Below are 13,564 nucleotides of genomic sequence, written 5' to 3' on the forward strand. Positions count from 1 at the left end.
GAGGCTTGCATGAAAATTCTCCAGTTTCTCTTGAGTCCTCGGATTGGCGGCGCTGAAACGCTGGCAAAATCCCTCCAGTCTGAATGGGCAAAGACTGGCATTGAGTCGGAAATTGCATATGTCGATCCATCAAATGGTACGGGGTTTAAGTATTATTCCCGCCCCAGGCACATACGTTCTGCATATAATCGATGCTCTCCCAATGTAGTTGTAACACATTCGGCTATTCCTAACGCTTATTGTCGTTTGGCATTGCCGAGGTCAGTTCCCATCGTTCCTGTAATGCATAGTGCTGCAGGTGACTTCGACTTTCGATCCCTAAGAACTGCCGAATACTTCCTGCAATACTGGCGCAATGACCATGTTGTCGCGGTTAGTTCGCAATTAAAGGCCCAATACGTCAACTTGTTCGGTGACAGAACACCCGTTCACCTTATTCAGAATGGTATTGCGGATCCAGGCTACTTCCCCTCCCCTAATCTGGGTGCGCCCAATTTGGTTACGTTAGCCAGGGTTACGTCCGCAAAGAATCCATGGCTTTGGCATGAAGTTGCAAATCATTTTGCCTCGATCGACTCACAGGCGACCTTTGATTGGATTGGTCCTATGGACCATGACCCAGAGATTCAGGCCATTGCGGACAGCATAAATACCAGCGACCATAGAGGACGTTTGCTAGGTGGTGCGCCTGATGGCGCGTCATTACTGAGAAAATACAACATATATTTTCACCCTTCGGATAGGGAAGCACATAGCCTTTCCATTCTGGAAGCTGTAATGACGGGGCTTCCAGTAGTCTGCAGTGATACGGTCGCCAATTCGGTCGGCATTGATTTAGTTAGTGAGACTTTCGATGTCGGAAATCCGACGTCAGCGATTAGGGCCGTTACATCTGCGATTGAAAAATACGCCTCCCATGTGGAGCGCGCTGAGCCGCGGAGACGCTTGGTTGTCGAGCGCTTTGGAATAGCGCATACTGCCGATTCATACGTGAATCTCTTCAGAAAGCATGTAATTCAATAATCAAGACGAATAATTGCACGCCAATCAGGAACTGACGTGCTACTTTCCTGGTGGGTCAGGTGCATGTTGGCGATCCTCGGTTTGTAGTTATTCGTTTAGATGTTTTGTGCCTTGTTTTCTGGCGCTTCACAGATGAGCATTAGTAGGCGTTTTTCGCCACGGCCGGTGGCCACTGGCGGCGAGCAGGATACGTAGCCGGTAGTTGTCGAACTTGCGGAAGCCCCAGACGACCCGGCGCATCGTTTCGATCACGCCGTTGATCGCCTCTGTCAGTCCGGTCGAGAATCCGGCGGTGTCGACGTAGTCCAGGATCCCCGACCGCCATCACCGCAAGGTGCGGCCCAGCCGGGCGACCTACGGGATCGGGCGGGTCGGGGAGGCGCCCAGGATCTCGGCGATGAGCCGGAGTCCGACTTTAGGGCGGGCGTGGTAGACGGCATGCAGCTTCTGGTAGCAGTGCCAGGCGAGGGTGACTTCACGGTGCGAGTCCCGGGCTTCGAGCTTCGCGTCCAGGCGGGTGATCTGCTTGGGGTTGATGTGGTCGACGCCGATCTGCAGGGTGCGGCGGATGCCGTAAAGCGGGTATCCGGCCCTCCCGCGGTGGCCCAGGGCGTCCTGCTGCACCTGGCGGCAGATCTCGTCGACGACTTGGCCGCCGAGCTTGACGACGTGAAAGGCGTTGAGCACCGTGATGGCCTCGGGGAGTTCGTCGCGGATGGCGTTGGCGTAGCCGTCGAACGGGTTCAGCGTCGCGGTTCGGATCCCGCCCGCGAAGGTCGGCCCCTGTTCGGTGAGCCTGTCGCCGTAGGCGGCCCCGGTGCGGCCCTTGACCAGGTCCAGCAGGCGCGTCCGGGGCCCGCCGTCGTCACAGCGGGAGTGGTCCACGATTCCGGTCACCAGCCTGGTCGCAGGCGGACCGACGTGGCGCCAGACGTGCTCGTCGATGCCGAGGGTGTCCACCCGGGCCAGCCGGTCCTCCGCAGCCAACTGGTCCGCGAGGATCGGGGCGATGGCGTCTTGGACGGTTCTCCAGGCCACCCCTAGCCTGCCGGCCATTGCCGAGACTGCGATGTCATGGGAGCGCAGCTGGCCCACCGCCCAGGCGCTCGCTCGGGTGGTGAACTTGCCCCGCGGCACGGCCAGTTTGTGGACCTCGCTGAACCTCGTGATCTCGCAGGCATCCTCCCGGCAGCGCTGGATCCACTTGCGCCAGACGACCCGCACCGGCACCCAAGCGCAGGGCAGGTCGTGGAGCAGGACCTGCCGGCGGCCGTGACCTGCGGTGAACACACCGCAGGACGGGCACCCGACCAGGGCCGGCTGTCCCCTGACGGGTTCAGTGGAGGCTTGGTAGTGCCGCTCCGGCGGTCGTCGGGGCGGTGTGCTGACGATAGTAGGCGTCCTCGAACTCGGCCGGGGGCACGAGCCCGATCTCTCCGTGCAGGCGCCGGTGCTTGAACCAGTCGATGTACTCGGCCACCGCGATCTCCAGGTCGTCGATCGACTTCCAGGGACCCTTGTTGCGGATCAGTTCGGCCTTGAACAGCGAGTTGAACGCCTCAGCGAGGCCGTTGTCGTACGAATCGCCGGTGGATCGCACCGTAGCCACCGCCCCGGCCTCCGCCAGGCGCTGGGTGTAGCGCACCGCGACATACTGCACGCCCTTATCGGAGTGATGGACCACACCGCTGGCGTCATGGCCGTCGTGGGATCGGGTCCACAACCCCATCTCGAGGGCATCCAGAGCCAGGTCCGTGCGCAACGAGGTCGACAGCTGCCACCCCACCACCCGCCGGGAGAACACATCGATGACGAACGCGGCGTAGACCCAGCCGGCGAACATTCTGCAATACGTGATGTCGGCGACCCACAGCCGGTCCGGGGCAGCGGCGGTGAACGACCGCTCCACCAGGTCCGGGCGGGACTCCGGTCCGGTGCCGGCCACCGTGGTACGCGGGCCCTTGGCCCGAATGATCCCGCGCAGCTCGGCTGCCCGCATCAGCCGGTGCACCGTGCACCGGGCCACCCGGTGGCCTGCCCGGCGCAGCTCGGCGTGGACCTTGGTGACCCCGTACACCCCGTAGTTCTCCGCATGCACCTTGGCGATGACCGCGGTCGTGGCCGCATCGCTGACCGACCGCGCCGAGGGAGGCCGGGTCTTGGCAGCGTAATAGGTGCTCGGGGCGACCTGCAGAACCTTGCAGATCGGCTCGACCCCGTACTCGCCCTTGTGGGCGTCGATGTAGGCCACTACCTGTGGTGTGGGTAGAACGAGCTCACGCCGCGAAGAAAGCCGAGGCCGACCGCAGGATGGCGTTAGCCCTGCGGAGTTCCCGAACTTCTCTCTCGAGCTCGGCCAGCCGCTGGGCGTCATCAGTGGTGGTCCCCGGCCGGTATCCCTCATCGACCTCGGCCTGTCTCACCCAGTTCCGCAGCGTCTCCGGGTTGATCCCCAGCTGCTGCCCGATCCGCGCCAGCGCCCCGGCCTTCGTCGCCGGGTCCCGCCGGGCCTCCACCGCCATCCGGGTGGCGCGCTCACGCAACTCGTCCGGGTACTTCCTCGGTGCCCCCATGACTCTCATCCTTCCGTGGAATCAAAGCCTCCAACAGACCCGTTACGGGACACCAGTCGATCCGTCCGGCTGCATCCACCGCCGCAGTGAGCGTCGCGAGCACTTTGTCCCACATGCCATCCTGGCCCCCCCTGATGCCATGTTCACACCGTCTACCACGGGCTGCACACCTGCGGCAGACACATCAGGCGATTCCGCACCGGCATCGGTAGATGAACGTCCCCACCATGGTGCGCGCGTCAGTGATCAGGCATCCCTTGCAACCCATAGGGGCTGACAGCATCGACTCGCTCAACAACCAGTGGGCAGCCGAGAACATCTGAAACCGGGACATGCAATCAGGATCTCAGCGCGTCACCGACTCACTTACCAGACACGCTCTAGGGGTACACACCGTCGTACCCAACTTCGAAGCACGCATCCCGTGAGCAGCTCGACCATGAACCACCAGGAGGAATAACACGATGCTCAAACCATAAGCAAACCCTTTATCCTCCGTGGGTGCCCCCAAAAAGGCAATGAGGGAACACATGAACAGGAATGCGGTACCGAGAGCCTGAGCCTCTGAACGGGCGCCAATTGCCCGATGAAAGCGAACTATGCAGAAACCAATTAGAGCGAAAGATACCATTAAGCACAACATGCCTAATACTCCAAATTTCGCAAAAAGCAACATTCCACTATCCAGCTGGAAATCAACCGCCACACGACCAGGAACCGGGCTTTCAAATGCGTGCCCAAATCCAACCCCCAAAAGCGGCCGATCTCGCCATTCGGCGCGGGTAATGTCGACGGCACGGGATCGTATGGCACCTGAAGCGTCCGAGGTTACACCGTCACCGAATATTTCACCGAGAGCACGTATTCTGTTCTCAAGGAACCCTTCTTTTGAAACTCGACTGGAAATAACGGGCAAGACGAGGTAGGTGCATACAGCAATACCGATCATGCCCACCGCAAATCGAAAAACTGGAATACGAAATTTTCGAACTGCGCCGACCGCACCGAAGACTCCGAGCAAAAGTATAAAACCAGACCTCGTGCCAGTGACGAGAATGGCGATGAAACATAAGATCCCAAAAAGTACCCATGTTGGTCGCAGACGGACCAGACCATAAACTGAACCCAGCAATATTCCAAGTCCAGTTAGAACCATTGAAAACATTAGAAGGCGATCAACACCGAGCAAAGAAACTCCGCGAGCGGAAAGCCAGTATACGGAAAAGCTAACAGCTGCCACTCCCGTAAATGACGCAGCCAGCGCTTTTCCGGATCTCAAACTCGTGACACGACCGGCATCGACTGCCACAATAGGAGCGATGCAAATCAACAAATAAGTGAAAAAATCCCTAAACACTCGAAGAGGCTCTTCGCCCCTAATAATTGAGATAAAAGCAACTCCGGTTATAAAAACAAGCAGTATACTCAATCCCACCAAGGCGGGTTTCAATGCACGCTTCATGCTTGGGTCGAGATATCGCAAATTTCCTAGGGAAATTACCCCGAACAATACGACTAGAGGGAAGTAAACAAATTTGAGTGATGACACCCAACCGGACTCAGACTGGAAAACGAACATGCCCATCGCAACAAATATCACAAATCGAAGCTGAGCCGCTTTCATGCATTCTTTCCAATCCCCGAACTAACGGCATGGTTCTCGTATATGCGCGTGAACACGAGTCTGCTATGACATTTCGTTAAAAATTTGCGCCATCCCGGACATCACCATCCTTCAAGCAGTCTTCATGGGGCCAGCATTTTGACCACACCTGCGGAAAAATTCTTCACCATATTTTCAAGGTTTGGAACCGGCCAATCTGCAGAGCTGGATCCCCTTGGTTCAGTTCCGGTGACATACGACATAATCAATCTGGCATATGCCTCTGGCGTGTTCGAGGCGGTCACTTTGCTATGTCCCTCGACTAAGTATTCGAACTCAGGAGCATGAAACGGCCACTCAGTGGTAAGTATGGGAATTTGACCCGTAAGGGCATCGACAGCCACCAAGCCGATACGACCGGGCAAACATAGCGCGCGGGACGACTTTATCACCAGAGCTTTCTGGCGAACATCTGAAAAACCAAGAAAACTCACTTGGCCCCTATATTGGGCCTCCTGCAGTAACCCCACATGCGCGCCGCTGCCGGCCACGAGAAGATGAATAGTGGGATCGAGATCCCATAAGTAATTCAAAGACTTCGCCAGAAACGCAATTCTTTTGCTGGCATCCAAGCCACCGATGTAACCCACGGCTCTGCTAGGGTCGAAGTTGCGTTCTTGCGCGAATTTTATAACGTCCTTGGTGCTGATTCCATTCAACTCCTCCCGCAACAGTTCGGAGTTAATAGTATTACCGACCTCTGTAACTTTGTCAGGATTAATTCCTGCCTGCATGGCGAACTCGGCGCCCCCACCGGTGTACGCAAAAACGTGGTCAGCCTGCTGCATCTGGAACCGCTCAAATCGGAGATCGAGCCAGTTTCCAGAGTTTACATATGGTCGGACGTGCCCCCATAAACCAATACGAGTACCCTTGCTGCGACGATACATCAAGGCCTCGTAAACGGGCAGAGAAGTACCCTTCAGTCCGAAGATAACTCCATCTGCGTCCATCCAAGGCTTCGGTTGAACGCTCGTATTAATTGACCGACCTCGAATTACCAGCATATTGCGTTTGATGGGCGTAAGCCACTCCGGCGCTGCGGCATCTCCTCTTTCGGCTTGCTCACCCTCGGGCGCTCCTGCTGCGATGACACATTGGATTCCACGCTCCAACAATCTGTCGTGCAAGCGCTCAAAAAAGTCGACTCTATACGAGGGAATATAGGATTGAACAATTACAAGTCGTTTTGCCATTATTCTCCCAGATGGAATGCAAGCGCGTTCCGATATATTCCCGACAACTCTTCTCCTACGGCTTGCATGGAGTTCAAATCTTGCACAACACGCACTGAGTTTCTACCCATAGTTATTCGCTTTTGCGAGTCTCTCATTAGTGTGTCCAAAGCGGCTTCAAAACTCTCGGAAGTGGAATCGCATACTACCCCGCAATTAAACTCCTCGACAATTGGGGCTAGACCGCAAGAGTCAGTTAGAACTACCGGCAGTCCGTAAGCCATCGCTTCCAGTATCGCCATTGGATACGGTTCATTCGTCGAGGGTAGGGCAAAAATAGACGCCTTGCTCATTCGCTGGCCTGTCCCGAGCGGGTCTATGGGCCCTTCCCAGGCCACCGCGTGCTCAAGCCCGTATTCCTTAATAGCCCTCTCGACACTAGCTGCTTCGCCCTCGTCAGGTCCGACGAGCTTGAACCTCATATGGGGATACTTTGCAATCAATTTCGCTGCCGCTGAAACCATTTGCATTGGTCGCTTCCGTCGATGCAATCTGGCAAGAAACAGAACCTCTGGGTTTTTTGATTCACCAAACACCTGCTCCTCTGCCCGCATATCGGTTGCATTCACTCCATTACGAAGTGAATAAAAGTTTAAATTTTTGCCCGCTATGTCCGTAAGTTTTGATTTTTCTAGTTCTGTCAGGTGAAGGACTATTGCCGCTCGACGTAGAATTGGACAAGTGACAAGCGCATCCAGCGGCTTGGCTAATCGCCTTTTAGACTGCCGAATCATCCCATGTGTTTGCACAACTAGCGGCTTTCCTGTTAGCCGCGCTATCAGGGCGGCAGGAAGTGTAACCAAGTCCCTTCCCATATGCACATGAACCACGTCGGCGTAACGGAGTGCATTAAGAAGCCAGCACAGGAGTGCAGGTGAAAAAACGCCAGCGAATCCGGCTTTCGACGTGACCCGCCTAGCTGGAAAAAGTTGTACGGGATAGCCATCAAACTCGTGTGGCAGGGGTCCGGCAAAGCCCCCTGCACCGGCCGCGACAACCACTTCATGTCCTAGCTCGGTTAGAGCTTTGGCCTGGTTTATTGCCACACGCACAGGTCCACCATATGCCCCGTCGGGGCTTATGTACGTGACAATTTGAAGAATTTTCATTGATCGAATCCTTCGCCTTCCAGGGGGAACCGATGCCCTTGTATTTTCGGGGTAACGTGTCCGTAGATTGCATTGGCTGGCACATTTTCCGCGACCCGCGTCAACGGCTGAATCAGCGCAGAGCGCCCTATGTTGACACCTCCCGTGATGACACATCTTGAGGTGACCCATGCGCCATCGTCGATCATCACTGGGCGCGTGATGAGGCCCATATCGGTGCGGTAGGCATGGCTGCCTGTGGTAATAAACGTTTCCTGGGACACAACGACGTCATGTCCGATTGCAACTGTTTCGCGATTATGTATCCACACGCCATCTCCGATCCATGACCGATCTCCAACCTCCAAATTCCAGGGAAATCGGATTCGGGTACGGGGTCGGATGATAACGCCGTTGCCAATCTTTGCGCCAAAGGCTTTGAGTACCTTTGTCCGCAGGCTGGAGCTGATCTGCCATGGGTTGGTGATAATGACCAGCTCGGTGGCAGTCCATAAATAAACCAACCACTTCGGCTTGCCCCAGGCCTCGCCCTCCCCGGGCGCTTTGGACAAGTTGATTACCGGAATCTCTGGACGGGCAGGGCTGCGCTCGGCGGCGGGGACCATGGGTACCTCTGCTGTGGGGGTCGAGGGAGTTGTCTGAGCCGAACCGCGAGATGACTGGGGCGTCGCTCCCGCGCTGAATGCGCTCACATGTATCGTCTGATTTATACCCCATCCCCTCCGGTGGGCCGCTGATTCCCTTCGGCGTTGCTCCCAGTGTGACGAAAGCACCCCCATGCGCCCTCGATTGACGATCATTGGCATCAACTACGCTCCCGAGTCCAGTGGCAACGCTCCCTACACCACAGCCCTCGCCGAAGGACTGGCCGAGCTCGGGTGGGAGGTCCGGGTCATCACCGGCTTCCCGCACTACCCCCAGTGGCGGATTTATGACGGCTACGACGGCCGGACGCTGGAGGAGGATTGCCGCGGGATCCATGTCTTGCGCCTCCGCCACTACGTGCCCCCAGAGCCGAAGCTGCTCAACCGGCTGTTGATGGAAGTCCATTTCGGGATTCGCACCGCGGTGGCGAACTGGGGTCGCCCGGACGTGGTCCTGTTCGTCAATCCCGGCCTGTTCTCCTCGGGCATTGCGGCTCTCCGCGCCAAGCTCGGCCGGCGCCGTCCCGGCACGGCAATCTGGATCCAAGACCTGTACTCCCGAGGCCTCGAGGAGGTGCACACCTCGGCTGCCGCACTGGCCCCCGTCATGCGCCAGGTCGAGGGGCTGGTCCTTCGTGCCATGGACCGCGTGATCGTCATCCACGACCGCTTCCGCCGCCACGCGGTCAACGAACTCGGCGTGGTTCCGGGGCGGGCGCTCATCCACCGGAACTGGTCCCACATCACCCCGCAGCACGAGATCGACACCGCGGCGGTCCGTGCTCGTCGGGGCTGGTCCGAGGACGAGGTCGTTGTCCTCCACGCCGGCAACATGGGCGTGAAGCAATACCTCGAGAACGTGGTGGACGCCGCCCGGCTCGCCGATGAACGAGGCTCCCGCGTGCGGTTCGTCCTGCTCGGCGCGGGCAACCAGTTGCAGCGGCTCAGGCAGCTGGCCGCCGGCATCAAGAGCCTGGAGTTCGTCGAGCCCCTGCCAGACGAGGAGTACACCGCCGCCCTGGCGGCAGCCGACGTGCTACTCGTCAACGAGAAGCCCGAGTTGCGGGAGATGTGCGTACCGAGCAAGCTCACGTCCTACTTCGCCACCGGTCGCCCTGTCCTGGCTGCGGTGGACGACGAGAGCTCGTCCGCCGGTGAGATCGAGTCCTCCGGCGCCGGTAGGGTCATTGCCTCCGGCGATCCGGCAGGACTGCTGCAGGCCGCCGAGGAGCTCGGCGGCGACCGGGCCCTGGCCGCGGAGATCGGCGGACGCGGTCCCGGCTACGTCGCGGAGCATCTCGCCGCGGATGCCGCCATGCGACGGTGGGACGATGTGCTTCGATCTTTGACGCAACATGTCCGGCTCTGATCACTGGCTTTGCTTGTTCATTCACTAGCATAAAGCTGTCCCCTCAATGGCCTACGCTTTCCCCCTCGAAGGATGATCATGCACGCCACCCCCAAGAAGGCTTTCATCACCGGTATCACCGGTCAGGACGGCTCCTACCTGGCGGAGCTGCTGCTCGCCAAGGGCTACGAGGTCCACGGGCTGATCCGTCGCGCCTCGACCTTCAACACCCACCGGATCGACCACCTCTACTCGGACCCGCACGAGGCCGACGCCAAGCTGTTCCTGCACTACGGCGACCTCTCGGACGGCTCCCGCCTGGTGACGCTGATGGCGCAGATCCGCCCCGATGAGGTCTACAACCTCGCCGCCCAGTCCCACGTGAAGGTCTCCTTCGAGGAGCCCGAGCACACCGGGGACACCACCGGGCTGGGCACCGTGCGCCTGCTCGAGGCGATGCGCCTGGCCAACGTGGACGCCCGCTACTACCAGGCCTCCACCTCCGAGCTTTATGGGGCCACCCCGCCCCCGCAGCACGAGGACACCCCGTTCTACCCCCGCTCCCCCTACGGGGCGGCGAAGATCTACTCCTACTGGATCACCAAGAACTACCGCGAGGCCTACGACATGTACGCCGTCAACGGGATTCTCTTCAACCACGAGTCCCCCCGGCGCGGTGAGACCTTCGTGACCCGCAAGATCACCCGGGCCGTAGCAGCGATCAAGGCCGGCACCCAGGACAAGCTCTACATGGGTAACCTCCAGGCCATCCGCGACTGGGGCTACGCCGCCGAGTACGTCGAGGGCATGTGGCGGATGCTCCAGGCCGACGAGCCCGAAGACTTCGTGCTCGCCACCGGACACCCGTGCACGGTGCGGGAGTTCCTGGAGATTTCCTTCGACCACGCCGGTCTCGACTGGCGCGAGCACGTCGAGTTCGACGAGCGCTACCTGCGCCCCACCGAGGTCGACGCCCTTATCGGGGATCCGGCCAAGGCCAAGGACAAGCTCGGCTGGGAAGCCACCGTTAAGGCCCCCGAACTCGCCCGCCTCATGGTCGACGCCGACATCGCCCTGCTCGAGAACGACGCCTGGATCGACACCGTCGACCTCGCCTCCTGGGCCAAGTGACGGAGGATCGCATCATGACAGCAGACACCACCGAGAAGACCGCCGACGCGACCGCCTCGTTCACCCCCGGCCCCCTCGATCGCACGGCCCCGTTCTACGTGGCCGGTCACCGCGGCCTGGTCGGTTCCGCCATCTGGCGCCGACTCCAGTCCGAGGGCTTCACCGACCTCATCGGCCGCACCTCCTCCGAGCTGGATCTCAAGGACCGCGAGGCGGTGTTCGCCTTCTTCGCCGAGGCCAAGCCCCGCTACGTGGTGCTGGCCGCGGCGAAGGTCGGCGGGATCCTCGCCAACAACACCTACCCGGTCGACTTCCTCTCCGAGAACCTGCGGATCCAGGTCAACGTCCTCGACGCCGCCCTGGAGCACGGGGTGGAGCGGGTTCTGTTTCTGGGGTCCTCCTGCATCTACCCAAAGCTGGCTCCGCAGCCGCTGAAGGAGGAGTACCTGCTCACCGGGCACCTGGAACCCACCAACGACGCCTACGCGATCGCCAAGATCGCCGGCATCCTCCAGATCCAGGCCGTCCGGCGTCAGTACGGGCGGCCCTGGATCTCCGCGATGCCCACCAACCTCTACGGGCCCGGGGACAACTTCTCCCCCACCGGCTCCCACGTCCTTCCCGCGATGATCCGCCGCTACGAAGAAGCCCGCCTGGTCGGAGCCAAGTCGGTTACCAACTGGGGCACCGGGTCCCCGCTGCGGGAGTTCCTGCACGTGGACGACATGGCCGAGGCCTGCCTGCACCTGCTCGAGCACTACGACGGAGCCGAACACGTCAACGTGGGCACCGGCACCGACGTGACCATCAGGGAGCTCGCCGGACTCGTCGCCAAGGCCGTGGGCTACGAGGGTCGGATCGAGTGGGACACCACCAAGCCCGACGGCACCCCCCGCAAGCTCATGGACGTCACCAAGCTCGCCGAGGCCGGTTGGACCGCCCGCATCCCCCTGCAGGAGGGCCTCCGGTCCACCGTCGAGTGGTTCCGAGAGCACCAGGACGGCATCCGCGAGTGACTTCTACCCATCCCCCCACCCCCGAGCCGATCCCGAGGAGAACCATGGAGCACCTTGACGCAGAGCGGGAAGCCCCCGCTCTCGATGCACGGGATCTCCTCCGGCTCGTGCGCACGCACTGGCGGGCCATCACGCTGATCACTCTGCTGTGCACCCTGCTGGCGCTCGGGTGGACGCTGATCCAGCCGAAGATCTACTCGGCCACCGCGTCCGGGCTGGTCGTCGCCACCGGCGAGCAGGACCTGGCCAGTGCGCTGGCCGGCAACAACCTGGCGCAGTCCAAGGCCGTGTCCTACGAGTCGCTCGCCACGTCCCGGCCGGTCGCCGAGTCGGTGATCGACGAGCTCGATCTCGACGCCACGCCGGAGGAGGTGCTGCCGCGCATTGCCACGGACGTCCCCGTGGACACCCCGGAGCTGCGCATCACCGCCGACGCCGAGGTCCCGACGGAGGCGGCCGACCTGGCCAACGCCTGGGTCGTGGCCCTGGCCGGTCAGGTGCAGGAGCTCGAGAGCCAGGGCGACGAGGACGCGATCAACCGCGTGGCCGTTCAGCCCCTGAGCAACGCCTCCCTGCCGCTGGCGCCGTCGTCGCCGAACCTCAAGCTCAACCTGGCCCTCGGCTTCGTGGGTGGTCTCGGGCTGGGTCTGCTCTACGCCTTTGCGCGGTACAAGATGGACCGCCGCATCAAGTCGGTCGAGGAGATCCGCGACGGCTTCGGCGTCTCCGTCCTCGGTGTCATCCCCACCGACGACCGGCTGTCCGACCACCGCGCGATCGTCGAGACCGGCATCTCCGCCGGGCGCGGCCACCACGAGTTCGCCGAGGCCCTGCGCGAGCTGCGCACCAACCTCAGCTTCGTCTCCGTGGACAATCCGCCGAAGATGATCGTGGTCACCTCGTCTTTGCCGGGTGAGGGAAAGTCCTCGATCACGGCAAACCTGGCGGTGGCCATCGCCTCGACGGGGCGCAACGTCGTCGTCGTGGACGGTGACCTCCGCCGCCCGGTGATCACCGATCTCTTCGGGCTCGTGGCCGGCGTGGGCGTCACCGACGTGCTGACCGGGCAGGTGCAGGTGGAGGAGGTCCTCCAGACCTACGACACGTTCCCCAACCTGCAGGTGCTCGGTGCCGGGAAGACCGCGCCGAACCCCACGGAGCTGCTGTCCTCGAAGGCCATGCACGCCATGCTGGAGACCCTCGCCGAGGACGCCCTGGTCCTGGTGGACGCTCCCCCGCTGCTGCCGGTCACGGACGCCGCGCTGCTCACGGCCTCCGCCGACGGCGCGCTGATCGTGGCCACCGCGCAGAAGACCACCACGGACGAGTTGTCCAAGGCCCTGGAGAACCTGCACCAGGTCCGCGGCAACGTCCTCGGCGTGGTGCTCAACCGCGTGCCCACCACCGGCGCGGACGCCGGGTACTACGGCTACTACGGCAAGTCCTACTACGCGAACGCGGACGAGAAGGCGGCGCCGAAGACCGGCGCGCAGCCGGTCGTCCCCGCGCCGGTCGGCAAGCACCAGCCGTGGGGCACTGAGCTGCGACCGGAGCCCGCCGCGGCCCAGCCGCCGGCCACGCCGCGGGCGCAGCAGGAGCCCACGGCGCCGTCGGCGGAGGACGCGGCGCCCGCGCCTGCGCGTGCCGATCAGCCGGATGTCCCCGGCTCTGCCGAGCACGAGACCTTCGGACTCGAGGCCTGGGGCCGGTCGGGCTCCTCCACCGGGTCCACGTCGACGGGGCACTGACCCCGTTCTGCTGTTGCGTTATCCGTTCACAGGGCGTCTTCCTTCGGGAGGACGCCCTGTGACATTTGGCGTGC

General features: G+C 61.1%; 10 protein-coding genes, 1 pseudogene and 1 other annotated feature. Of the genes and pseudogenes, 5 read left to right on the top strand and 6 right to left on the bottom strand.

Annotated elements, in window-relative coordinates:
* Positions 1-9 precede the first annotated feature (9 nt).
* A complete protein-coding gene (locus RF644_RS10095) occupies positions 10-1,023 on the top strand; it encodes a glycosyltransferase family 4 protein (RefSeq protein WP_368796416.1) in 1,014 nt (337 codons plus the stop codon).
* A gap of 126 nt (positions 1,024-1,149) precedes the next feature.
* Here RF644_RS10095 and RF644_RS10100 read toward each other — a convergent pair.
* From RF644_RS10100 to RF644_RS10125, 6 genes and pseudogenes are all read right to left on the bottom strand, one after another.
* Positions 1,150-2,313: pseudogene (locus RF644_RS10100) on the bottom strand (ISL3 family transposase).
* 46 nt (positions 2,314-2,359) lie between these two features.
* Positions 2,360-3,596 (bottom strand): IS3 family transposase gene (locus RF644_RS10105; RefSeq protein WP_368796417.1). Its coding sequence is split into 2 segments (ribosomal slippage): positions 2,360-3,307 and positions 3,309-3,596, totalling 1,236 coding nucleotides; the frame shifts between segments, so codons are not numbered across the junction.
* Positions 3,203-3,318: a sequence feature (AL1L pseudoknot), on the bottom strand. It overlaps the preceding gene by 116 nt.
* A gap of 346 nt (positions 3,597-3,942) precedes the next feature.
* Positions 3,943-5,220 (bottom strand): O-antigen ligase family protein, encoded by a 1,278-nt coding sequence (locus RF644_RS10110; RefSeq protein WP_368796418.1) that lies wholly within the window; start codon positions 5,218-5,220, stop codon positions 3,943-3,945.
* Between the two features lie 122 nt (positions 5,221-5,342).
* Positions 5,343-6,455, bottom strand: coding sequence for a glycosyltransferase (locus tag RF644_RS10115; RefSeq protein WP_368796419.1), 1,113 nt, complete (start codon positions 6,453-6,455; stop codon positions 5,343-5,345).
* Entirely contained in the window at positions 6,455-7,603 is a 1,149-nt protein-coding gene (locus RF644_RS10120; RefSeq protein WP_368796420.1) for a glycosyltransferase, read from the bottom strand. The genes RF644_RS10115 and RF644_RS10120 overlap by 1 nt, the downstream gene beginning before the upstream one ends.
* A complete protein-coding gene (locus RF644_RS10125) occupies positions 7,600-8,208 on the bottom strand; it encodes an acetyltransferase (protein ID WP_368796421.1) in 609 nt (202 codons plus the stop codon). The genes RF644_RS10120 and RF644_RS10125 overlap by 4 nt, the downstream gene beginning before the upstream one ends.
* Positions 8,209-8,380: 172 nt before the next feature.
* On the opposite strand from RF644_RS10125, the gene RF644_RS10130 reads away from it, so the two are divergent.
* From RF644_RS10130 to RF644_RS10145, 4 genes are all read left to right on the top strand, one after another.
* Positions 8,381-9,616 (top strand): glycosyltransferase family 4 protein, encoded by a 1,236-nt coding sequence (locus RF644_RS10130; RefSeq protein ID WP_368796422.1) that lies wholly within the window; start codon positions 8,381-8,383, stop codon positions 9,614-9,616.
* A gap of 78 nt (positions 9,617-9,694) precedes the next feature.
* Positions 9,695-10,726, top strand: coding sequence for a GDP-mannose 4,6-dehydratase (gene gmd, locus RF644_RS10135; protein WP_368796423.1), 1,032 nt, complete (start codon positions 9,695-9,697; stop codon positions 10,724-10,726).
* A gap of 14 nt (positions 10,727-10,740) precedes the next feature.
* A complete protein-coding gene (locus RF644_RS10140) occupies positions 10,741-11,742 on the top strand; it encodes a GDP-L-fucose synthase family protein (protein WP_368796424.1) in 1,002 nt (333 codons plus the stop codon).
* Between the two features lie 44 nt (positions 11,743-11,786).
* Positions 11,787-13,490, top strand: coding sequence for a polysaccharide biosynthesis tyrosine autokinase (locus tag RF644_RS10145; protein WP_368796425.1), 1,704 nt, complete (start codon positions 11,787-11,789; stop codon positions 13,488-13,490).
* Positions 13,491-13,564 lie beyond the last annotated feature (74 nt).

This window comes from Kocuria sp. CPCC 205258, from assembly GCF_040981005.1.
Taxonomy (GTDB): Bacteria; Actinomycetota; Actinomycetes; order Actinomycetales; family Micrococcaceae; genus Kocuria; species Kocuria rosea.

Coding starts and splice junctions, on each gene's coding strand:
- RF644_RS10140 (WP_368796424.1), top strand. CDS start 10,741: ATGACAGCAGACACCACCGAGAAGACCGCCGACGCGACCGCCTCGTTC.
- RF644_RS10120 (WP_368796420.1), bottom strand. CDS start 7,603: ATGAAAATTCTTCAAATTGTCACGTACATAAGCCCCGACGGGGCATAT.
- gmd (WP_368796423.1), top strand. CDS start 9,695: ATGCACGCCACCCCCAAGAAGGCTTTCATCACCGGTATCACCGGTCAG.
- RF644_RS10125 (WP_368796421.1), bottom strand. CDS start 8,208: ATGGTCCCCGCCGCCGAGCGCAGCCCTGCCCGTCCAGAGATTCCGGTA.
- RF644_RS10115 (WP_368796419.1), bottom strand. CDS start 6,455: ATGGCAAAACGACTTGTAATTGTTCAATCCTATATTCCCTCGTATAGA.
- RF644_RS10095 (WP_368796416.1), top strand. CDS start 10: ATGAAAATTCTCCAGTTTCTCTTGAGTCCTCGGATTGGCGGCGCTGAA.
- RF644_RS10130 (WP_368796422.1), top strand. CDS start 8,381: ATGCGCCCTCGATTGACGATCATTGGCATCAACTACGCTCCCGAGTCC.
- RF644_RS10110 (WP_368796418.1), bottom strand. CDS start 5,220: ATGAAAGCGGCTCAGCTTCGATTTGTGATATTTGTTGCGATGGGCATG.
- RF644_RS10145 (WP_368796425.1), top strand. CDS start 11,787: ATGGAGCACCTTGACGCAGAGCGGGAAGCCCCCGCTCTCGATGCACGG.